Raw genomic sequence first — 22,530 nt, forward strand, 5'->3', positions numbered from 1 at the left:
CACTACAAAATATACGATGCGATCTTATCTACCAACTCTTTTTCTGAAAAAGGCTTAAGCACTAGATCATTAATTCCCGAATCGATGTACTTGTCTCTATCCTCTTGCAATACGTTTGCAGTAACACCTAATATAGGTATTTTAGATTTTTCGAGATTTTTATAAGCCCTAATTAATCTTGTCAGTTCCACGCCTCCCATTTCCGGCATTTGAATATCAGTAAGAATTAAATCGTAGTCGTTTTGCTCAAATAAGGCCAATGCTTGTACGCCATCGTAAGCTACATCGCTAGCCATTTTATATTTTTTGAGTACAGTCTGGGCTAGTAGAATGTTCATTTTATTATCATCTGCCAACAAAATTCTTTTACCTACTAAACCTTCTGCATTTACAACTTCAGCCTTTACAATCTCTTTATTGTTTTCTGCCGTAGAAATTTCATAGGGAATTTCAAATGAAAAAACCGAACCTTTGCCCAGCTCGCTGGTTACACCAATCCTACCGCCTTGAAACTCTACAATCTTCTTACAAATTGCTAAGCCGAGACCAGTTCCTTTTTGCTTTATTTTGGTAGAAGAATAATAAACCTGCGCAAATTCGTCAAATATCAAATCAAGATCCTCTGGTGCAATACCAATCCCCGTGTCTACAATTTGTATTTTTAAAACAGATTGTTTTTTAGTTCCTGGAATTACGCTTGCCTTCAAAGTTACCGAACCATTGTCTGTAAACTTAATCGCATTACTCAGCAAATTCATGATAACTTGCTTTAAGCGTAGCGAATCGCCATTGTAACATAAATTTTCTGGAAACGACACATCTTTTTTCAGCGCTATTCCTTTATTAGTGGCTTGGATTCCGATGCTGTTAAATACATCCATTACAGCATCATAAGGCTTAAAAGAAACTTTGTCGAAATTTACCTTTCCGGTTTCGTACTTAGAAAAATCTAGAATGTCGTTAACAACATCCAGTAACATTACCGACGAGCTCCTTATGGCACTTACCTGCTCTGATTGTTGCTCGTTCAAATCACCCTTGCTCAACTGCTCAGAAAATCCAATTACAGAGTTGAGCGGTGTCCGAATCTCATGACTCATGTTAGCTAAAAACCTACTTTTAGAATTTGCATACTGCGACGCTTTTTGGCTATAATTTACCAATTCGCCCTCATTTTTAAAGATTTTATAAAGGTTATACAGAATTGCAACCACAAGTGTTAACAGCAAACCAATACTAAACACCACAATTCTGTCTATACTCTTAAATGTGCCTTGTATATTTTCGTTTAGATCATTTCTTGAACTTGCAGCAAATTTAATTTCACGCTTTTTATAGCTTTGCAACAGGTTTACGATTTCGGTAATTATCCTATTATTTATCTGAAGGATAACAACTTCGTTTCGTTTAAGCATATTATTTGCATTATACAAATTGCGGAAATAGTTGTTCATATTTCGCAACTGAAGCCTATTGTAGTTTCTACTTTGCAAAGAAGTATCCAACTTGGTTTCTTTTCTAACTATAGTAACTGTTGTATCTGCAACGGCATTTGCTTCTCGCTTTTTTCTAGATAGCGCATCACCTAACCTGCCTAGCAAACCTTTCTCCTGAACAGGTTTTGGTCCTGATCTGATGGTGTCTACGGTAATCATCGTTTTAAACTGGCTGTAGGTAACTTCCTTACCTAATCCAATTTTAGTTCTATCTGTTGCCGTATCTATTCCAGCAGACACGTAAATTAAACTATCTGTTAGTTGCCTTAGCTTAAGATAAAGTTCTGTCCTTGTTCTTTTTTGATCGACCAATCCTCTAATATTTTGCGGATTAACCTTTTCTCTTTCTTCAGCAGAGCGATTAATATTATCTAAAATGGTAGAAACGAAAGCTATTTCGCTACTAAATTTTTTGATGTAGGATTTCTCTCCGGTAACCGCAAAAAGCCTAGAATTATTATCAGCATTGTAAAGTAGAATAATGCAAGAATCTATTTGTGCATAGTCTTCTTTAAGGCTTACCAGCTCATTGATATCGTCTGTTAAAACCTGATTTTTGTTATTGCGGATATAGAAAAATATAGCGCATAAAAACAAGGAAAGGATAAGAAAAACCAGTAGACCGTAACGAGTAGATGGGTTTTTGGCAGCGTTAGAAGGCATATTATTCGTTATTTTGCAATGTAAAACTATTACCTAAAGTATACACTTAGGGCATTTTAAATAACAAATAGGGATATGCAATGATACACAAAATTTTATTGCCTAAAAGTTAATTTTTTAAAAACTAAGCAACTTCCAGATCTGTGGTTTCTCCCTCAGTTTTTATATCCATGTCATCTTTTATCTCATCTTTTTCTATACGCAAGTTTCTAATAATGTGCTGCTGTCTTTCTGGTGTATTTTTGCCCATGTAATATTCGAGCAGTTTTTTAATAGTTTGTTCTTTTAAAATTACAGGGTCAAGTCTTATATCCTTGCCAATAAACAATCCAAACTCGTCAGGCGAAATTTCTCCCAAACCCTTAAAACGGGTAATTTCTGGCCTACCACCTAATTTTTCAATCGCATTTCTGCGTTCTTCATCGCTATAGCAATAAATGGTTTCTTTTTTATTCCTAACCCTAAATAAAGGCGTTTGCAAAATGTAAACGTGCCCAGCCTTTACCAAGTCCGGAAAAAACTGCAAGAAGAATGTCATCATTAACAAACGTATGTGCATGCCATCTACGTCTGCGTCGGTAGCAATTACAATATTATTATAATGCAAACCTTCCAAACCATCCTCAATATTTAAAGCATGCTGTAACAGATTAAACTCCTCATTTTCGTAAACTACTTTTTTGGTTAGCTCATAACAATTCAATGGTTTACCTTTTAAACTAAAAACTGCTTGGCAATCTACATCACGAGATTTTGTGATTGATCCAGATGCAGAATCACCTTCTGTTATAAACAAAGTTGTTTCGTACCGTTTATCGTGGTTACTATTAAAATGAACTTTGCAATCTCTTAGCTTTTTGTTGTGCAACGAAGCTTTTTTGGCTCTGTCATTAGCCAATTTTTTAATACCTGCTATATCTTTACGTTCGCGTTCAGACTGTTTAATTCTAGCCTCAATAGCATCTGCAACTTCTTTATGCTTGTGCAAATAATCGTCTAGTTCTTTTTTAAGAAAATCGTTAACAAAAGTTCTAACCGTTTGCCCTTCAGGTGCAACTCTTTCTGAACCTAATTTGGTTTTAGTTTGAGATTCGAAAACTGGTTCTTGTACTCTTATGGCAATTGCTGCAATTATTGAAGCTCTAATATCTGAAGCATCGTAATCTTTATTGTAATATTCTCTGATGGTTTTTACTACGGCTTCTCTAAATGCAGCTTGGTGTGTACCGCCCTGCGTGGTGTACTGGCCATTTACAAAAGAGTGGTAATCTTCGCCATATTGCTGACCGTGAGTCATTGCTACCTCTATGTCATGTCCTTTTAGATGAATGATTGGATAACGAATTTCCTCTGGCTTGTTTTGCTTTGATAACAAATCGTACAATCCCCTTTCTGAGAAATACTTTTGGTTGTTAAAGTTGATGGTTAAACCAGTATTCAAAAACACATAGTTCCAGATCATGGTTTCTACAAAATCCGGAATGTAATGGTAGTTTCTAAAAATAGTTTCATCCGGATAGAATTGAATCGAAGTACCATTACGTTGTGTGGTATCTATCTCTGGATGCTCAGTGGTAATTAAACCTTTGCTAAATTCTACTTTTTTACTTTTTCCATCGCGATAGCTTTGAACAATAAAAATGGTCGACAAAGCATTAACGGCCTTGGTACCAACACCGTTCATACCAACAGATTTTTGAAATGCGTTGCTATCATATTTACCGCCAGTATTCATTTTCGAAACGCAATCAATTACTTTACCCAAAGGGATTCCACGTCCGTAATCGCGAATCAACACCTTGTGTTCATGTAAGCTAATGTCAATGGTTTTTCCGGCACCCATCATAAACTCATCGATGGAATTATCCATAATTTCTTTCAAGAGTACATAAATTCCATCGTCATGTGCAGAACCATCTCCCAATTTACCAATGTACATTCCCGGTCTACGACGGATATGCTCTTGCCAATCAAGTGATTTTATACTGTCTTCATTATAAATCGGTTCTGCCATAATATTAAAATTTTGTCATTAGCACTTTGTCATTCAGAGCATTGCGAAGAATCTACCTTCAGTTTCTTCAAAAGCAATCCTTCGTTTCTCCGGATGACGCATTAAAGTTATAAGAAATTGATGTTGTTACTTTTGGAGATAAACAAAAACAACTCAGCTCTACAAATTTAACTTAATCTATTCGCAAATTCATCACAAAATTTCCACAAATAAACATTTTAAAGCATAAAAATTCTTGAAATGAATGAATTTAGGGCAACATTTATTTTCCACTTCAAGCTAATTTCACTTTCCAACTTTCGCACTAATTCCCTATCTTCCAAAATCAATTTAAACCAGCATGCCAGAAAAAAAACAACTCTCTCTTTTTGATCTTTCAATGATTGTAGTTAGCCTCGTAATCGGGATGGGAATTTTTAGAACACCCGTTAATGTAGCCAGCAAAGCACAAATTCCGGAGCTTTTCTTTTTGGCTTGGGCAGTTGGTGGCTTTGTAGCCTTATGTGGTGCACTAACTTACGCAGAAATCGGCTCTCGTTACCCCGTTACCGGCGGTTATTACAAAATATTTTCTGTTTGCTATCATCCTTCCATTGCCTTTGCTATAAATTGTATTATCGTAGTGTCTAACGCAGCATCGGTTGCCGGCGTATCGTTAATTGGCGCAGAATATTTAAGTAAGGTCATTCTACCAGCCGATTTACAAACAGCAAATTACCGAATTGCAATAGCAGGAACGAGCATCATTATATTTTACCTTATTAACCTATTGGGATTAAAAACGAGTTCTAAAACCCAAAATATTTTAACTGTTATTAAAATAGTGATGGTAGTTACGCTTATCGGAGCTGTTTTTTTTGGCGAGCAAACTACAAGCATCACCCCTATTTTTAATACCGCCACAGGCGAGTTGCCAACCTGGAGCGATTATGGAAAAGCGCTTGGTCTGTGCCTTATTGCTGTTTCATTTAGTTTTGGTGGCTACCAACAAACCATTAATTTTGGTGGCGAGGCTAAAGAAGCGAAAAGTGTAATTCCGCGTTCTATAATTATTGGCTTAGGAATCATCATCACTTTGTATATGGCAATTAACTACGCTTATGTGAAAGTAATAGGTTTTGAACAATTAAAAACTGCCGAAAGTATTGCAGCCATATTGGCCGGACAAATTTTTGGCCCTGCTGGTTTTACAGTCCTCTCGGTTTTGATTTTTTTCTCGGTGTTGGGCTATGTAAATGTTAACTTGCTTAGTAACCCGAGAGCGATGTACGCCATGGGCGAAGAAAAAGCATTACCTGCAATTTTCACAAAAAAAACCAAGAAAAACGATGTAATGATTGTGAGCCTAACTGTGTTTACTATCATTGCTATATTAACTTTATTTTACGCCCAAACATTCGATAAAATTTTAAACTACACTATATTTTTAGACAGTATTGGGATGGCGTTTTCTGCTGCCGCGATTTTCTATTTGCGCAAAACAACCGCTCACTTAGATAAAAGCACCATTTATACGATGAAATTTTATCCGCTGTTGCCTATAATTTTCATTGCAGCGTATCTATTTGTAACCGTAAGTATTTACAGCGACGACCCTGCAGCTGCAACAAATGGCTTGGCGATTTTTGCGGGTTTTGTAGTTATTTATTTCATAAACAAGTTTTTAAACCGTAAAAAAGAACAGTCGGCCTAATGGATATTTCTTACATATTAAATGAACTTGGCGAAGACCGCGAACAATACTATAATGCCGTTGCTCCGCCAATTATACAAACCAGCAACTTTAAGTTTAACACGGTTGATGACTTTAGAGGTGCTTTAGCAGATGAATATCAAGGGAATTTATACTCTAGAGGATTTAACCCCACTATTGATATTTTACGAAAAAAACTAGCCGCTTTAGATGGCGCAGAAGATGCATTGGTTTTTGGAAGTGGCATTGCTGCCGTAACTATTCCGGTGTTGGCACTATTAAAAACCGGCGATGAAGTTATTTGCGTGGAAAACCCCTACAGCTGGACGATAAAATTATTTAAGGATCTTTTACCAAAATACGGCATAACAACTACGTTTATAAATGGCTGTAACTTAAACGAGTATAAAAACGCAATAACCAGCAAAACTAAGCTTATATACCTAGAATCGCCTAACACCTTCAGTTTCGACGTACAAGATTTGGCTAGCGTAGCAGATATTGCAAAAGCAAATGGCATCTTAACCATGATAGACAATAGCTATTGTACGCCACTTTACCAGCAACCAATCGCCTACGGTATAGATTTAGTTGCACAATCTGCTACCAAATATTTAGGTGGCCACAGCGATTTAATGGGTGGCGTAGTAACAGGCAAACGAGCTTTATTAGAAAAAATATTTAACAACGAATACATGAATATAGGTGCAAGCATGGCACCACAAAATGCATGGTTACTTTTGCGTGGTTTGCGAACTTTGCCCATAAGAATGGAAAAGATTAGCGAAAATGCCGAAAAGGTAATTGCGTATTTAGAAAGCCATCCAAAAGTTGCGCAGGTTTTACATCCTTTTAGTGAGAGAAATGCTGATTTAGCATTGGCAAAAAAACAGATGAAAAAGTGTGGCGGATTATTTAGCATTGTTTTAGCAGCAGCTGATTTAAATGAAATTGAAACCTTTTGTAACGTATTAAAACATTTTATTATGGCGGTTTCTTGGGGCGGATATGAGAGTTTGGTTTTTCCCGCGTGTGCGGCAATTAGCAAAGCTGATTTTGATCGTAACAATAAAAGACATGTATTAATTAGGATTTACATTGGTTTGGAAGAACCTGATTATATCATTAAGGATTTAGAACAAGCCCTATCAAAAATTTAAATGCCAATTAAGTCGCTCCCTTTCTCTAAACAGCTTATATACTCAACTGGAATGATGGGCTGGAGCATTATGACCAATTTGATTATAGTAATGTTGCCCTATTTTTACTTACCTCCAAATAATTCTGGCTTGGTGCCTCTAGTACCGCAGTTACTGGTTTTCGGGGCATTTAACATTCTATCGTTAATAGCAGCGTCGGGCAGGTTTATAGACGCTGTTTACGATCCTTTGATTGCCTCTATAAGCGACAAAAGTAAAAATCCAAAAGGCAGACGTTTCCCGATAATGAAATGGGCAATTTTACCCGCCGTAGTTTGTTGTAGTTTGGTTTTTTACCCCTTAATTAAGGGCGAAAGTCTTAATAACGCATGGTGGCTCACCATAGTTTTAGCCGGATTTTTCGTGTCCGTAACCACGTATATTATTCCGTACAACGCGTTGTTGGCAGAACTAACCCACACGCCAGAAGAGAAAGTTAAACTTTCTACCTTTCAGCAAGTTGGCTTTGTTTTAGGAATGATTTTAGGTGCTTTATGCAATAATTATGCAGATTTAATCCAATCTATTTTCGGCGTAACAGAACGTTTCCATGCATTGCAATACGCCATTTGGGGCCTGGCCATTTTTTCTGGTCTTGTAATGATTTTGCCCATCTTGTTTATCAATGAAAAAGATTACGTAGACAGCAAACCAACGCATACACCGCTCTTGCCTGCAATAAAAAGCACTTTTAAAAATATAAATTTCAAATACTATCTCATCTCTGACTTCACCTTTTACACGGCATTAAGTTTAATGAGCAGTGGATTGTTATACTTTGTAACGGTTTTACTCGGCTTGCCAGATTCTGATGGTGGAAAATTTATGGGGTTGATGGTGTTATTGTCCTTGTTATTTTATCCCTTTGTAAATTACGGCGCAAAAAAAATAGGCAAAAAGCAGTTGGTAATTATTGCCTTTGGGGTGCTCAGCCTAATTTTCGTTACCATATTTTTTCTTGGAAAATTACCTTTCGAGCCAACCAACCAGATGTATATCTTGGTAGCATTCGCCTCGTTTCCTTTGGCGGCTTTAGGTATTTTGCCTAATGCAATTTTAGCAGATATTGCCCAACAAGAAACCATAGAAAGTGGCGAAAACCACGAGGGAATGTTCTTTGCTGTTAAATATCTGTTTGTAAAGCTGGGCCAAACAATTGGGATTGCCATTTTTGCCATGCTTACTGTTTATGGAAAAGATCCTGGTAACGATTATGGTTTACGCCTTAACGGTGTGGTCGGTTTTGTACTTTGCGTTTTGGCTTTGTTGTTTTTTACAAGGTTTAAAGAGAGAAAGTAAAGAGTAGTTAGTATAAAGTAGTTAGATTGGGATATTAAAATCCAAAGTTTCCTCGCCCTAAACCTCTATGAACTTCGTTAGTTTTGCTCCGAGAAGGAAAAACTCTGCGATTATATTCTTCCTTCGTTCTATAAACCTGACTTAGCGAAAATCCTTTTACCAAGTCCCCTTTAGGGAATTTAGGGGTAAACGATTGCAGCGAGGGCATGAATGCAAACTCAGAAAAGCTACTGACAAACGTTTCCAATCATCCTTTTCTCAAAAACACACAATTTTATATTTATTTCACATCGTAAAAATACACCTGCACATTTTTATCACTCAATTTCTTTAAAACCGGATAAGTTAAATCATCTACCTTTTTGTAGTTGGCATCTATATAAGTTACTTTTTTAAGACTTGGCATTTCTGCTAGAAAATCTATATTATCTAAATTAATGGAAATGATACTCAAATGCTCTAATTTTTTTGCGTTTTTTAAAGCCGAAACACTTGCGGTTTTATACCAATCGCTTTTTGGAAAATCGTTAAAAGACAGTTCGTCTAAAGCCGGAAAATAGGTTGGTATTTGTGCAATATTTGTTTGTACCATATTCATTAAAAGCTTTTTTAAATTTTTCTGATTAGCCAAAAAAATCGGCAACTGTTCGCTTCTCCCGCCTATTAGAAATAAACTCTCTAAGCAATTTGCTTTCAGAAAATTAGCTGGTATAGCATTCCAGTCTAAATTATTTGCACCATTTCTAAATGAAATCACTAAACCTTTTAAGTTCAAATCTTTAATCTCCTTAAAAGCAGCCATATCTTTTATGCCTTCTATATAAAGGTATTTTAGGTTGACTAAGTTTTTCAAGTATCTTGCTTTCTCCACATCAAAATCTCCAACACGTGTACCTATTGCATAATCTGGGTTTTGAAGTGCATCCCAAAAACCAAATGCCACATTTTCAATTTCAAATGGTGCTAACGTAGCCATTGCAGGAATATTCGTATTCACTACTCCTTTCGGCATTTCGATCTTAAAGTTAATATCCTGCATAAAAAGCTCAACATTATCAAATTGCGTTAAATACTTCGCATCTACATATAATGGGTTCGCATTCGATTTATCGATTTTATACGATGCCTTTATCGTATAATTTCCCTCCTCCAATTTCGGAATTTCCAAGTGTGTTGTTGGCTGAAATAATTCCCCTGGCTTAAGCATTCTTAAGTTTGATTTATCGAACTTTTCCCGTTCGAAACCGGTTGCACTACTTTTGTCATCAATAATTCGGCTCAATATGGTTATGCCATCTTTAATAACTTCTATTTTGGCATAAAACAAATGATGAAATGACCTTGCGTAAATATACTTAACAGGCTGGTTAGTATTATTTTTAAGGAACAAATGAAACTTTAAATTCATTGGGTAATGTACATTAGTCCAATCCAAATCGGCTATGTTAGAAGTTAAGGTTAGTCCATTTTTCATATAGGAACCATTTGGCGACGAAGTCAACGTGTACGAAGTCTTTCTCCTGTTATCCAGAAAATACCGCTCCATCTTATCCGTTTCTTTTTTACTAAATGTAGATTTAAGCTGTTCTTTAAAGTAATTTGGATTTTTAGCAACCGCAGCAACAACGGGAGCGCTTGGCTTAATTGGCTCTGCAACCACAGGTTTAGGTTTAGTGGTAGCAATCAAACTGTTCACCAAAGCAGTTTCCACTCCATTTGCGCTTAGCAATTTCGCATCGATATACAAATATTGAAAAATGGCTTTTTCGAAATTCATACTCGTAGATGGCACCGTTTGCGCTAATTTTTCATTTGCTAAAGATGGAAACTCCAATATATAAAGATTTGGCTTCTCTGGTGTAGAAACTTCATTTAAGTTAACGAGTACATTACCGCTTGCATCTTTTACTTCGTACTTAGATTTGCCTCTGGCAACTGAAAGCGTTTTGATAATTGCGGCAGTTTCCGTGCCTTTTAGCACCAATCCTTTTTTAAATTCAAGATTTTGGGCTTTTAGATTTTGAAAAAATAATACGAAAACAAATAGGGACGCTAATTTTAAAATTTTCATAATTTATAAATTTTGCGTTGCGACAAGGATGAGTTATCGGTTCTAAAGTTATATTTAATTTTATATTTCCACAACCTTCTTCCTTCGTTCTATAAACCTGACTTAGCGAAAATCCTTTTACCAAGTCCCCTTTAGGGGATTTAGGGGTAAAAGATTGTAGCGAGGGCAGGACTGTAATTGCCGACAAGCTACTGACAAACATTTTCAAATTTCAATTATTTAAGCTATCAATTTCCCATCTTGCTAAATATCTAAAGGAGATTGACTCGTCGTACCTCATCGCAAAGACGAATTGTTTAATAAATTTACCTACCTTTGCACCGAAGCAGAATTTCTTTATCATTTAAAGCAACTCGCAAGTTAGTCCTTCCAGCAATGATTGTTCTAGCTTCTTCGATATTTTACATTTAAAAATTATTAATTTGTTATTTTCAGAATTAAACCTGATAGCTCCTATTTTAAAGGCGCTTGAAACCGAAGGTTATACACAACCTACACCTATACAGGAGCAATCTATACCTTCTATTTTGCAAAAACGCGATTTACTAGGGTGTGCTCAAACTGGCACGGGTAAAACCGCAGCATTTGCTATACCAATGTTGCAATTATTAGATAAACCGCACTCAAATGTTAAAGGCCCAAAGCCCATTAGAGCTTTAATTTTAACGCCAACAAGAGAATTAGCCATCCAAATTGAAGAAAGTTTTAAAGCCTATGGCCGTAACCTTTCGTTAAAACATTTGGTAATTTTTGGTGGCGTTGGGCAAAAAGCACAAACGGATGCTTTACACCGTGGTGTTGATATTTTGGTGGCAACGCCTGGTCGTTTGTTGGATTTAATGAACCAAGGTTTTGTAAACTTACGTGATATCGAAATTTTTGTTTTGGACGAAGCCGACCGTATGTTGGATATGGGTTTCATCCACGATGTGAAAAAAGTTATTGCCAAGTTGCCAGCAAAAAGACAAACCTTATTTTTCTCGGCTACCATGCCAACCGAAATTCAGAAATTGTCTAGTACCATATTAACCAATCCTGTAAAAGTTGAGGTTACGCCGGTTTCTTCTACTGCCGAAAAAATTCAGCAAGCGGTTTATTACGTTGAGAAAAACGATAAAAGAAGTTTGCTTGCGCACTTGCTAAAAGACAAAAGCATTGAAACTGTTTTGGTATTTACGCGTACCAAGCACGGGGCAGATAAAGTAGTTAAAGATTTAACTAAAATTAATGTTAGAGCAGAAGCCATTCACGGCAATAAATCGCAAAACGCTCGTCAACGTGCATTAACCAACTTTAAAGCTCGTACAACAAGGGTTTTAGTGGCTACAGATATTGCCGCTCGCGGTATTGATGTTGATGAATTGGCGCACGTAATTAACTACGAACTGCCAAACATACCAGAAACCTATGTACACAGAATTGGCAGAACCGGCAGAGCGGGTTTAAGCGGCATTGCCTACTCTTTTTGCGATGGCGAAGAGAAAGAGTTTTTAGATGATATTGAAAAATTGATAGGTTTAAAAATCCCGGTAAACGAAGAACATCCTTATGCAATGAGCTGGCAAAGCTTAATGTCGGCAGCTGCAGATGCAAAAGGCAAAGGAAAGAAAAAAGGCAACCAACGCGAGCCTCGCGAGCGTGAACCTAACTTAAGTGGTGCAAAAAAGAAACCTCAAGGTGGTGGCGCCAGAAAACCAAACCATACTGGCAGTACTGCAAGTGCAAATGCTGGTGGTGGTAACAGAAGGTTTAGTGGAGGCGGAAATCGTAGAAGAGATTAGTTTAACGTTTTGTCATCTTTGCGAGGAAGCATTCTCCCGATTCAAAATCGGTATCGCAATGACGTTTGAATACTAAAAAATGGTTCGTATTTATGCGGACCATTTTTATTTTTAACTCTTTTTGAAAGGCACCTTTATACTACTATTCATGTTAGTCCTGCTTTACACTACAATTCCCGATTAAACCTGTAAAACTTGCATACATATAACAATAAACAATGGCCTACAATACTTAAATCGGGAGATTTTCGTTGCAATCAGGTTTAAATAATAAAACCTTTGCAATAAGAAAAGTTACCGTGCAAACAAAAAAGGCTGACTAAATAGCCAACCTTTGATATTCTAAAATTTCGAAGTTTTAAACTTTTCTAATTTTTATAATTCGCATCCAATGTAAAACCTTCATCATTGGGTAAGTTGGATCAAACTCCCACCATTTGCTGGCAAAATTTGGGCTGTTCGGTTTTTTATGGTGGTTATTCTGAAACAATTCGCCCATTAACAAGAAATCCCAAGGCAATGAGTTTTTACTATGATCTTCGTTATCGTGGTTAGAATAACCATATTTGTGTCCGCACCAATTAACTATAGCACCGTGCAACGGGCCCATTAAAAAATGAATTGGCAGTAATAAAAACATCCACCATTGTGTAGCAAAAGTTACGTAGAACCAAATATAAAAAGCTGCGCAAGCTAATCTCCAAAGCCACGAATCTCCAATTCTATCAACAACTGGCCATTCCGGATAATTGCCTCTAAAGGCTGGTTCTGGTTCAATTTTGTGTAATAAATAAGCCAAATACATGTTTTTGGTAGCAATCATCATCCCAAAAACATCCTTAAAAAAATGTGGAGAGTGTGGATCTTTTTCTGTATCGCTATAGGCATGGTGCATACGGTGCAAAATAGCATAGGCTCTTGGGTTTAAAAAAGACGAACCTTGCGAAATTAAAAGTATGAGGTAAAAGAATTTTTCCCAGAAAGGTTCCATTTTAAACATCTTGTGCGATGAGTAACGATGCAGAAAGAATGTTTGACTAAAAAGAGAGAGGAACCAATGGGCTAAAAAGAATATTAAAATTATCATGAAAAAGTGGTAGTGAACTATAAGAACGAATATTTACGAACAATAGTTTTATGTAGTATTTATATTTGAGGCGTTTTCAAATGCAATCTGTGTCATTAACAGATTGCATTTAGTAATTTATCTTCCGAAATCGTCTTGAACGCGAACAATATCACTTTCATCTGATGGGTTTTCTGCATCTGTGTGTTGCCAAATTTCTGCAACCACACCCCAATCATTTAAACCAATTAAACGGTGGCGTTCTCCTTGTTGCAACTTAATCTGATTTTTTGGGTGATATTCCTTAACCTCACCTTCCTCATCGGTTTGGCTCGTTTTAATACCTACGGTACCCGTAACAACTTGCCAAATTTCCGCTCTGCGGTGGTGGTATTGCCAAGACAAACGTGTATTTGGTGCTACAATTAAAATCTTAGGACTTAATTTACCTCCAATTTTTAAACTATCCACGTCTAAACCGTCGAAATAAGTATCTGCAAATTGTTGGGCTTGTGCCTCATCAATTACAAAAAACCCTCCCCAAGGGCGGGTTTCGTCGCGGTTAACAATATTAAATCCTTCAATTTGCAAACGTTGTGCAATGGTATCGAATATAGCTGATTTTTGATTTTCCATTTATTATTAAAAAAATTAATTTGAAAAGAAAACAGTCTTTTCCAATTGAGCTGTAAAAATAGGTTTTACAAATTAAAAAAGCCCTCACGGGCTTTATATTTTTTCGATAATGTGACTAATGTTACTTTATCTCGTGAACAGTAATATCTATAGGCATCTGAGCGGTTTGCAAAACCATCGGAAAGTTGGCGTTATTTAAAATCCACATTTCTGATTTACCTTCAGCACTGGCTACATTGAAAACATCTACTTCTTTACCCCCAATTTTAAATGCTGTTGTTGTTGCTTTTACTTTAAACTTTACCCCGTTTAAGGCAAATTCCTTATTATCAACTAAAGATTTAAAAGAAGCTTTAGAAATTAGTCCAAACGTCTCCGTATCATCAAGCTTGGTAACGCCCGATGCAGGTTGCGTAGGCATAGCCATTTTTGTTCCATTGGCCACAGCATTTTCGGTCATTTCAAAAACCCCATCGCCGTAACCTTCTACACTCCATGCTAATGAAAATGGCTTTCCAACTTTTTTTATGCTAAGCACCAACGGCACTTCTTGCCCTTGTACAAAAGCACTGGCAATAAGCGAAGTTCCTTCTTTAATTTCTGGATTTACTTTTTGTGCATTAACACTGTAGCTAAAGGCGAGTAGTAGGCAAATGGTTAAAATCTTTTTCATGTTATCTATTTTATACCAAGATAGGGCTTTAACTTAAAAAAATGAAATTGCTTTAATCGATTTATTTTGAAGACAATACAAGAACGATAAAACAAAAGGAACGTTAACTGTGTAATTATTATTCAGATTTTAAATATTATACAAAATGGAAGATTTAAGGGAAAGCTATAACTCATTTGAGGGCAATGGAGTTATAAAACAACTAGACAAAATTCAGGATATTGAAAGTAAATTTGTGGTTCTCTCCTACACCGAGCTTAACGATTTCTTCAACTTGGCTATATCGGCTTCGCAAGAAATGCCTAATCTAGCAGAGGGCGCAGAAGGAGAAAGCAGTACAAATGAAATTAAGGCCATTTACCAGAAATATTTCTACGATAAAGCATCGGCAATAGAGAAAATTAATGCCACTACCTAAGTTTGATCGGTCTAGGTAATTAAAAAGCATAAATTTTAAGCTTAGCTATTATTTTCGATTGAAGATTTTTAAAAACAAGTTTAAAAAGTAAAATGCTCTTAGCGTAACTAAGAGCATTTTAAATATTGTGGAGAATATCGGATTCGAACCGATCACCTCTTCACTGCCAGCGAAGCGCTCTAGCCAAATGAGCTAATCCCCCTTATCGGCACAAATGTAAATAAAAGTTCAAAACAAGCAAATTATATCTCATATTAACACGAAAAGTATAAAAATAGAGCAAATAGTTGTACGCTGAGGTAACGTAAATGCGTATTAATTATTATTTTAGTTGACCTATTTTATGCTTTTTAAATCATCCATATTATTTTTGCTTAGAGCACTTTTCGCATGCGCTTTAATCTGCATGTCTTTTTCCGTAAAATCTCAGCAAAATTCTGCTCCCTCAGCAATAAAAGGTTTAAATGAGATTAAAGCGATGCCTCCCTCTAAAGAAAAGGTAACGAATTTAATGCGTTATGTTCGTAGTCCGCATGTTATTTATACAGATGAGCTAAAGCAGTTGATGGAGGATGCTTTAAACTATATTTCGACAGAAAATAAGCCAGAATCAATAGCACCGGTTATAACAGCTATCGCGATTATTGACATTAACACAGGCAATCTTCAAGAAGCATTATTAAACGCTAAAAAAGCGGAAACCTATTTACCAAAACTTGAAGGAAAACACGCTGTTGGTTTAACAAGCGATCTGACTCGGATTTACACCAGGGCAAGCGAGCCGGAAAAAGCAATGTTTTACCTTAACAAAATGGAAAGCTTAACCAAAGACCAGCCTGAATTTATTATCCCTCGAATACTTAACCTACGAAACCGCCTGAACCTAGAATTAAGAATGGGTAATAGCAAAAACTTACATTCTACCTATCAACTTGTTTTAAAACTAGCCAAAGAAAGTAAAAATGAAGATTTGATAAGAGATACACGTTTTGCCTATAGCCAAGTGCTTTTAACCATTAACAACGAAAAAGAAGCATTTAAAATTTTAAAAGAGTTAATTCCAGACTTAGAAAATATGCTGGTAGATAGAAGAGCTGCTTTTTTCGAAATTCTTGCTAAAAACTATAAGGATGTGGGCGATTACAAAAATGCCTTGGTTTTTTTTGAAAAGATATATAAACTGCCAGAATCTTCAAGCCAGCAAAAATCGGTAGCGCTTGCTAATATGATCTTAAGTAGCTGTGAATTAAAAAAATACAATTACCTTGAGGATTATTTCAAAGCGCTGAAAAAATACGATGGCGATTATACCACCATCATCGCGTTAAAAACCGTAAAATTAGCAGAAGGAAAATACTACGAAGCCAGCCGTAAAACTGATGTGGCTCTAAAAACTTATTTGGCAGGCTACAAACTAAAACATCACAGTGGCGAGGCTCCTAGAGAAGATATTGCCTTCCATTTGGCAATTGCAGGAATTTACACCGAAGACAATGACCATAAACTGGCAAAAACACACCTAGATAGAGCAGATATACTTATTAAAAAACATGTCGTTCCGATACCACTAAAGCTTAGTTATTTGGCCACAGTTAAAAAGCTGAACAAGGCTACACCTTTAAGGCAAGACAGTTTAGTGTTGCATTTAGAAAATGAAATGAAGCTTAAGGACTCTGTTTTTAAAAAAAGCTTAGCTAAAATTGCAAACGAACTTGAAACAAAATACAGAGTAACAGAAAAAGAACAACAACTTTTATTGGCGAAAAAGCAGGAAGAGTTAAACAAGGCTGAAATAAGCACACAAAAACAACGCAATTTATTAATTTCAATTGCTGCAATAATTACTATCGCACTCCTAGCAACGCTAACCTATATTCAATTACAGCGTAAAAAACAACATAAGCTGGATTACCAAACTGAGTTGCAAGGGTTAAGAGATAGACATCGTATAGAAATAATGGATAGGCTTACAGATGTTCAAGAGCAAGAGAAAAAACGCATTGCCGAACAACTGCATGATGAAGTTGGTGCGATGCTGTCTATAGCTAAGCTTAATATTAACACTTTAAACGAGAATGTATTTGTGGCTAACAGCGATGCTGAAAAAAAGCTTGCTACGACTAAACAAATTATGAACGATATAAGCGAAACTGTTCGTAATATTAGCCACACGTTGATGCCAATTGCTTTAGAAAAATATGGTTTTAAAAGCGCTGTTATAGATTTGCTAACTGCAATTAAAACGGCTAACCAACTTACCGTTGAACAAGTGATTGAGGGCTTAGACCACACCGAACTTTGGCCTCAGAATTTTAGTTTAAGTGCCTACAGAATTATCCAGGAGATATTAAATAACGCGATTAAACATGCACAGGCAACAAACTTATTTGTGCAGATTATAGAGTTAGAAAATTCTTTGACCATTTATATTGAAGACAACGGAAAAGGAATAGCCCAAGATACAGAAGCTAAAGGAGCTGGAATGAAACTTTTAGAAAGTAACATTGCCTATCTATCTGGAAAATTAGAGATTAAAGGGCAACCAAACGAGGGAACTTTTGCATTAATAGAACTTCCAATACCAATTACCAGAAATAATGAAAATTAAACTCATATTAGCCGACGACCACCCTGTTGTTTTGAACGGAATAAATGCACATTTTGCGTCTGATGAACGTTTCGAAATTATTGATATGGCAAATAATGGTTTGGAATTGCTAAACGCTAAAGCACTAAATGTTGCTGATGTTATTCTTTTAGATTTGAATATGCCTGGCCTCGATGGATTAAGAACCATAACGGAATTAAAAAACAGAAATATTTCGGCGAAAATTATAGTGTTAACCAATTATCATTCTGCAGAGTTGGTAAAAGATTGTAAAGCAAAAGGTGCAAACGGATATATTGTTAAAACAGATGAGTTGCAGAATCTTGCAAACAGCATTTTGAGTGTTGTCTCCGGCATAGATATTTTTCCGTCATTTGAAGAGAAAACTACTATTGATGCCCGCTTCTCTTATTTTGACGATTTTTTGAAGAAATATAAATTAACAAAAAGAGAAGTGGAAATTATACGTTTGGTATGCCAAAATTTAAAAACTAAAGATATTGCAGAAAGGCTTTACCTATCGGAGTTTACTGTACATACCCATAGAAAAAATATTATGCGAAAGCTAGAACTGTCAGACTCTACCGTTGCGCTCTACGAGTTTGCGCTAAAATCAAATTTAATAAGTTCGTGATAGTTTATAAAAACACAAATGTTAAACCGAACCATATATGCTGAACCTAAAATATATTCGCGAAAAGCTAAATAAAAACTTTGAAAATGACCCAGATGGCTTAAACAAAGTTAGAGCGAACTTTCTTTTAAATACCTTGTTCCTTAGCATATTTGTGGCTTTGTTTACCCTACCGGGATTCTGGATAAAATCTTTTGATTTACTTTTTTACCGTTCTCTAGCCATTGTAGTTGTACAATCTTTTTTTATTTGGGTTATTATAAACCTAAACAAATGGAAATTAGTAGCGCATTTGCTTTGTATAATGCTAGCATTAATTATCCTGACGAACTTTTTTACCAAAGTTCAGGGAGTAGAGCTTATTTCATTGCAGTTCATTCTACTTCTAGTAACATTCAGTTACTATCTTTTAGGCAAAAATTGGGGAATTATATATTCCATTTTAAGCGCAACAAGCATTTTATTTTATTCATCGTCCATCGGAAAGCAAGGCATACAAGCTATTGAAAGAGGCGCTATTAATGATGCAACTTTTTATGGCGTAATCATTTTTAATTTTTTATTAATTTTTTACATACAATATCATTTCTTTAATGCTTTTAGCAAAACCATTAACAGTTTAGAAACCAAAGAGCTTGAAGGAAGAATACTTAATGAAAAATTAAGCGTTGCCATGGTGGAGATAAAACAGACAGCTAAGGCAAAGTCTGACTTTCTATCTACTATTTCGCATGAGCTCCGTACGCCGTTAAACGCGGTTATAGGCATGAGCAATATTTTACTATTAGAAAATCCCCGACCAGACCAGCAAGAGAATTTAAATATTTTAAAATTTTCGGGCAATAACCTCTTGGCCCTTATAAATGATATTTTGGATATCAACAAAATCGATTCCGGTAAAATAGAACTAGAAAAAATTCCCTTTAAAATATCAGTCTTAGTTGAAGATATTTTTAGAAGTTTTAAAGGAAAAGCAGTGGCTAAGGGTTTACAGCTAACGTTAGATGTGCCTGACGATTTTGCTGTTTTAGTATTAAATGGCGACCCCACTAGACTAACGCAGATACTGAACAACTTAATAGATAATGCAATTAAGTTTACGGTTAACGGAAAAGTAAATTTTTTAATTAAAACGATAAAAAAATCTAAAGAATCTGTTATTTTGCAGTTCACTATTGTTGATACTGGGATTGGGATACCGTTAGATAAGCAGAAGTTAATCTTCGATTCGTTTTCGCAAGCCTCTACAAGCTCAACTAGAGAGTATGGAGGCACAGGTTTAGGGCTAGCTATTGTAAAAAATCTATTGGCTTTACATAACAGTGATATTATTACCCGAAGCGAAGTTGGTGTAGGTACATCCTTCGAATTTAGAATTACATACAATATTAACGACGCAAACATGGAGCAGGCTAACGCAACACCTCACAATTTTCTTGGAAGTGATTCTGACATTAGTAAACTAAGAATCTTAATTGCTGAAGATGATCAGATGAATACTTTACTAATGCGTAAATTATTGGCGAAATGGCAACTTAGCCCGGATTTTGTTAATAACGGATTAGAAGCTGTTGACGCTTGTAAGGCCAACACCTACGATCTTATTCTAATGGATATACATATGCCTAAAATGGACGGCTACGAAGCGACCACTATCATCAGGAGCCTTGCAGATAAATCAAAAGCTGAGTTACCGATTATTGCGCTAACAGCTTCTGTAGCACTCGATGTACGACACAAAATTGCGGAAGTTGGCATTACCGATTTTATATCGAAGCCTTTTAAACCAAACGAGCTCAGAGCCAAGTTGGAAGCTATAGCTGGTAGTAAGAAATAGTATTGTAAAAACTAAAAACCCCCAGATATTGAGGGTTTTTAGTTTGCATATTTTCAGAACTTTAAAATCTGCTCGTTAAAGTTAGGCCATAAGTTTTAGGATTACCCAAGTGCGCCGCACCAAAATCGTAGGCGTAATCTACATACCTCTTATCGCTCAAATTTCTCCCCCAGGCAAAAAGATCAAATTTTCTATGTGTAAAGCCTATTTTAGCATTTATTAAACCGTATCCCTTTTGCTCAACTTTGTTCGATAAATCATAAAACTGGTCTCCAATATAATTCCACTCTCCCCTAACTACTAAATTTAAACCAGACAGTTTATCAATTAAAGCGGTGTGTTGCAAAGCAAGTGCGGAAGTTATTTTTGGTGTATAAATTTGTTTGTTACCGGCCAAATTTACCACAGCTCCATCTTTTGGAACCTGTAATTCGTCATATTTAGCGTCGGTATAGCCAAAATTATAATCGATATTAAATCCCTTAAACGGAATAACCGCCAATTCAAATTCTAAACCTTTACTAGTTAGCTCGCCCACGTTTCTGGTAATCGTTACCGCATCTGGCAAAACTAAAGTAGGCACCTGTGCATCCATTAGTTTGGTGTAAAATGCTGTAAGATTAATGTTTAACCTATTATTTAAGAACGAGTTTTTAGTGCCGATTTCGAAATTGTTACTATACTCTGGCTTAAAAGAAACCAAAGGCAAAACCGATGGATCAGATCCTAATGACGTTATACCACCAGCTCTATACCCTCTATTGTAACTTGCGAAAATATTATTGTTAGTTGCAATTTTGTAGGCCATGGTAAGCTTTGGAGAAAATGCATTAAAACTAGCGGTAGAACTGGTATCGTTTTGCGTTACTACTGGCTCCATCCCTTCCATTACAAATTCGCCTAAAGCACTCATCTTTTTATGCTCATAATCGTAACGTAAACCTAAAGTCATTTCTAATTTACTAGATATGGCGTACGAAATCTGACCGAAAGCGGATGCTCCGTAACTCTCACCCGAATTAGTAGCTACACTCGTAAAATTAGGAAATGGAGCACCCAATAGTTCGCCATCTGCACCAAAATGCGTTCCTTGCTTAACAGGATTGTCTTGATAAAAACCATATAAACCGGCCAACCATTTTATTTTTGAATTTGGAGCTGTGTTTGAGCTCAGTTTAAATTCTTGCGTATAAACCTTCACTTTATTCCAGTCCTTGCCATAATTGTTAACAATAGAAACTCCATCTAATGGCGAAAAATCACCATCTATTGGTGTTTTGTAAAACCTGTAATTTGATTGATAGGCAGTTTGCGAAACAAAGTTTACAGCATTTCCAGAATATTTTGCTGATAATGAAGCGTTAAAAAGATTATCGACCATTTGCGTGGTAGAATTTTGGCTCAATTTAAAAGGGTTTGCCAAAGCGTCTTCAACAGAAGCCACTAGTGGAAATGTTCCGTTATTTCTATTTTCATTATGTTTAACATTTAAGGTTAATGCAAATTTTGCACTCGCCTGTAGCTTCAAGTAATAATTCCCTTGGAAACTTTTAATTTCATCAAACTTGGTATTATTAAATTCGTTTAAATAGAAACCACCTTGTCTACCAACTAATCCGGCAGCGCCGAAAAATAATTTATCTTTTATAATTGGCGCTTTAATACCCGCACTAAATCTTTGCTGGCCATAATTTCCTACATCTACCGTAGCAAAGCCAGAAGCATAATTTGTAGGTGCTTTAGTAATAATATTAAGCACACCGCCCATTGCGTTTCGGCCATAGAGTGTTCCTTGTGGCCCTCTTAATACTTCAATTCGCTCTACGTCAAACAAAGAAGATATGTAGGTATCTAAACTAAACTGATTTACACCATCTATATAAGTTGCAATAGCTGGGTCGTAAGATGTTGTTGCAATACCTCTAATAGAAGTTACATTTCTTCCATCGCCAGGATTACTGCTATAGAAATTAGGTATCAATCCAGAAAGATCTCTAGTGTTTTGAATACGATAATCATTTACTTTATTAGCCGAAAAAGCAGTTATGCTTATCGGTACGTTCAATAAATTTTCATCACGTTTTTGGGCCGAGATAATTACCTCATCTAATTTTACTTTTGCATCTTCTAAAACTACATCTAAACTAGTGTTACCCGCTGTAGATTGAATTACGGTTGCATAACCAATAGCACTAACACTAATTGTAATTGATCCTTGCGGAGCGTTTTTTATTTCGAAGTTTCCTTTATTGTCTGTTGTTGAGGTTAGGTTAAAATCTAAAACATTGATGGTTGCTTTTACAATAGGTAAACCTTGTGCATTTTTAACATTTCCGGTAATATTTTGTTGTGCATTTACAGTAAAACTGATGGTAAATAAACAAGCAATTATAAGTAGTAGTTTCTTCATTTTATGTGTGTAGTACGGTAACAAAAACGGTT

The 22,530-nt window shown here is 36.0% G+C and carries 15 protein-coding genes and 1 tRNA gene; 8 read left to right on the forward strand and 8 right to left on the reverse strand.

Annotated features, from left to right (window positions below; genetic code table 11):
- Positions 1 to 2: 2 nt before the first annotated feature.
- Positions 3 to 2,159 carry a hybrid sensor histidine kinase/response regulator gene (locus DUT69_RS15210; RefSeq protein ID WP_113654091.1) on the reverse strand — a complete coding sequence of 719 codons (2,157 nt, stop codon included), beginning with the start codon at positions 2,157 to 2,159 and terminating at the stop codon, positions 3 to 5.
- 124 nt (positions 2,160 to 2,283) lie between these two features.
- A complete protein-coding gene (locus DUT69_RS15215) occupies positions 2,284 to 4,173 on the reverse strand; it encodes a DNA topoisomerase IV subunit B (protein WP_113654092.1) in 1,890 nt (629 codons plus the stop codon).
- Positions 4,174 to 4,513: 340 nt separating this feature from the next.
- Between DUT69_RS15215 and DUT69_RS15220 the strand changes: the two genes are divergently transcribed.
- The 3 genes from DUT69_RS15220 to DUT69_RS15230 are packed head-to-tail and all read left to right on the forward strand — an operon-like array spanning position 4,514 to position 8,364.
- On the forward strand, positions 4,514 to 5,866 hold the full coding sequence (locus DUT69_RS15220; RefSeq protein ID WP_113654093.1) for an APC family permease: 1,353 nt from the start codon (positions 4,514 to 4,516) through the stop codon (positions 5,864 to 5,866).
- A complete protein-coding gene (locus DUT69_RS15225) occupies positions 5,866 to 7,026 on the forward strand; it encodes a trans-sulfuration enzyme family protein (protein WP_113654094.1) in 1,161 nt (386 codons plus the stop codon). Before DUT69_RS15220 ends, DUT69_RS15225 begins: the two co-directional genes overlap by 1 nt.
- Positions 7,027 to 8,364 (forward strand): MFS transporter, encoded by a 1,338-nt coding sequence (locus tag DUT69_RS15230; RefSeq protein WP_113654095.1) that lies wholly within the window; start codon positions 7,027 to 7,029, stop codon positions 8,362 to 8,364. It begins immediately after the preceding gene.
- Positions 8,365 to 8,644: 280 nt separating this feature from the next.
- Here the strand turns inward: DUT69_RS15230 and DUT69_RS15235 are convergent, their stop codons facing one another.
- On the reverse strand, positions 8,645 to 10,435 hold the full coding sequence (locus DUT69_RS15235; protein ID WP_113654096.1) for a leucine-rich repeat domain-containing protein: 1,791 nt from the start codon (positions 10,433 to 10,435) through the stop codon (positions 8,645 to 8,647).
- 422 nt (positions 10,436 to 10,857) lie between these two features.
- On the opposite strand from DUT69_RS15235, the gene DUT69_RS15240 reads away from it, so the two are divergent.
- Positions 10,858 to 12,216 carry a DEAD/DEAH box helicase gene (locus DUT69_RS15240; protein WP_113654097.1) on the forward strand — a complete coding sequence of 453 codons (1,359 nt, stop codon included), beginning with the start codon at positions 10,858 to 10,860 and terminating at the stop codon, positions 12,214 to 12,216.
- Between the two features lie 358 nt (positions 12,217 to 12,574).
- On the opposite strand, the gene DUT69_RS15245 is transcribed toward DUT69_RS15240, so the two are convergent.
- From DUT69_RS15245 to DUT69_RS15255, 3 genes are all read right to left on the reverse strand, one after another.
- Complete coding sequence (locus DUT69_RS15245; RefSeq protein ID WP_113654098.1) at positions 12,575 to 13,303, reverse strand: acyl-CoA desaturase; 729 nt, start codon at positions 13,301 to 13,303, stop codon at positions 12,575 to 12,577.
- Positions 13,304 to 13,420: 117 nt separating this feature from the next.
- Positions 13,421 to 13,918, reverse strand: a complete 498-nt coding sequence (locus DUT69_RS15250) for a cupin domain-containing protein (RefSeq protein ID WP_113654099.1) — start codon at positions 13,916 to 13,918, stop codon at positions 13,421 to 13,423.
- A gap of 121 nt (positions 13,919 to 14,039) precedes the next feature.
- The gene (locus tag DUT69_RS15255; protein ID WP_113654100.1) at positions 14,040 to 14,591 is read right to left on the reverse strand and encodes a hypothetical protein; all 552 of its coding nucleotides are present in this window, start codon (positions 14,589 to 14,591) and stop codon (positions 14,040 to 14,042) included.
- 145 nt (positions 14,592 to 14,736) lie between these two features.
- On the opposite strand from DUT69_RS15255, the gene DUT69_RS15260 reads away from it, so the two are divergent.
- Positions 14,737 to 15,009, forward strand: coding sequence for a hypothetical protein (locus DUT69_RS15260; RefSeq protein ID WP_113654101.1), 273 nt, complete (start codon positions 14,737 to 14,739; stop codon positions 15,007 to 15,009).
- A 128-nt stretch (positions 15,010 to 15,137) separates the two neighbouring features.
- Here DUT69_RS15260 and DUT69_RS15265 read toward each other — a convergent pair.
- Positions 15,138 to 15,211: transfer RNA gene (locus tag DUT69_RS15265), tRNA-Ala, on the reverse strand.
- A 204-nt stretch (positions 15,212 to 15,415) separates the two neighbouring features.
- Here DUT69_RS15265 and DUT69_RS15270 point away from each other — a divergent pair.
- From DUT69_RS15270 to DUT69_RS15280, 3 genes are read left to right on the forward strand one after another with little or no spacing between them, the layout of a single operon-like run.
- Positions 15,416 to 17,617 (forward strand): tetratricopeptide repeat-containing sensor histidine kinase, encoded by a 2,202-nt coding sequence (locus DUT69_RS15270; protein WP_162796331.1) that lies wholly within the window; start codon positions 15,416 to 15,418, stop codon positions 17,615 to 17,617.
- Positions 17,607 to 18,251, forward strand: a complete 645-nt coding sequence (locus tag DUT69_RS15275) for a response regulator (RefSeq protein WP_113654103.1) — start codon at positions 17,607 to 17,609, stop codon at positions 18,249 to 18,251. Before DUT69_RS15270 ends, DUT69_RS15275 begins: the two co-directional genes overlap by 11 nt.
- 37 nt (positions 18,252 to 18,288) lie before the next feature.
- Positions 18,289 to 20,088 carry a response regulator gene (locus DUT69_RS15280; RefSeq protein WP_113654104.1) on the forward strand — a complete coding sequence of 600 codons (1,800 nt, stop codon included), beginning with the start codon at positions 18,289 to 18,291 and terminating at the stop codon, positions 20,086 to 20,088.
- A gap of 61 nt (positions 20,089 to 20,149) precedes the next feature.
- On the opposite strand, the gene DUT69_RS15285 is transcribed toward DUT69_RS15280, so the two are convergent.
- A complete protein-coding gene (locus tag DUT69_RS15285) occupies positions 20,150 to 22,498 on the reverse strand; it encodes a TonB-dependent receptor (RefSeq protein WP_113654105.1) in 2,349 nt (782 codons plus the stop codon).
- Positions 22,499 to 22,530: the final 32 nt, after the last annotated feature.

The sequence above is a fragment of the Pedobacter namyangjuensis genome, assembly GCF_003313325.1.
GTDB classification, from domain to species: Bacteria; Bacteroidota; Bacteroidia; order Sphingobacteriales; family Sphingobacteriaceae; genus Pedobacter; species Pedobacter namyangjuensis.

What these genes read in the sequence shown, in the direction of transcription:
- DUT69_RS15260 (WP_113654101.1), top strand. Translation starts at nt 14,737, where the DNA reads ATGGAAGATTTAAGGGAAAGCTATAACTCATTTGAGGGCAATGGAGTT.
- DUT69_RS15285 (WP_113654105.1), bottom strand. Translation starts at nt 22,498, where the DNA reads ATGAAGAAACTACTACTTATAATTGCTTGTTTATTTACCATCAGTTTT.
- DUT69_RS15225 (WP_113654094.1), top strand. Translation starts at nt 5,866, where the DNA reads ATGGATATTTCTTACATATTAAATGAACTTGGCGAAGACCGCGAACAA.
- DUT69_RS15275 (WP_113654103.1), top strand. Translation starts at nt 17,607, where the DNA reads ATGAAAATTAAACTCATATTAGCCGACGACCACCCTGTTGTTTTGAAC.
- DUT69_RS15230 (WP_113654095.1), top strand. Translation starts at nt 7,027, where the DNA reads ATGCCAATTAAGTCGCTCCCTTTCTCTAAACAGCTTATATACTCAACT.
- DUT69_RS15235 (WP_113654096.1), bottom strand. Translation starts at nt 10,435, where the DNA reads ATGAAAATTTTAAAATTAGCGTCCCTATTTGTTTTCGTATTATTTTTT.
- DUT69_RS15270 (WP_162796331.1), top strand. Translation starts at nt 15,416, where the DNA reads ATGTCTTTTTCCGTAAAATCTCAGCAAAATTCTGCTCCCTCAGCAATA.
- DUT69_RS15280 (WP_113654104.1), top strand. Translation starts at nt 18,289, where the DNA reads ATGCTGAACCTAAAATATATTCGCGAAAAGCTAAATAAAAACTTTGAA.
- DUT69_RS15215 (WP_113654092.1), bottom strand. Translation starts at nt 4,173, where the DNA reads ATGGCAGAACCGATTTATAATGAAGACAGTATAAAATCACTTGATTGG.
- DUT69_RS15255 (WP_113654100.1), bottom strand. Translation starts at nt 14,591, where the DNA reads ATGAAAAAGATTTTAACCATTTGCCTACTACTCGCCTTTAGCTACAGT.
- DUT69_RS15210 (WP_113654091.1), bottom strand. Translation starts at nt 2,159, where the DNA reads ATGCCTTCTAACGCTGCCAAAAACCCATCTACTCGTTACGGTCTACTG.
- DUT69_RS15250 (WP_113654099.1), bottom strand. Translation starts at nt 13,918, where the DNA reads ATGGAAAATCAAAAATCAGCTATATTCGATACCATTGCACAACGTTTG.
- DUT69_RS15220 (WP_113654093.1), top strand. Translation starts at nt 4,514, where the DNA reads ATGCCAGAAAAAAAACAACTCTCTCTTTTTGATCTTTCAATGATTGTA.
- DUT69_RS15245 (WP_113654098.1), bottom strand. Translation starts at nt 13,303, where the DNA reads ATGATAATTTTAATATTCTTTTTAGCCCATTGGTTCCTCTCTCTTTTT.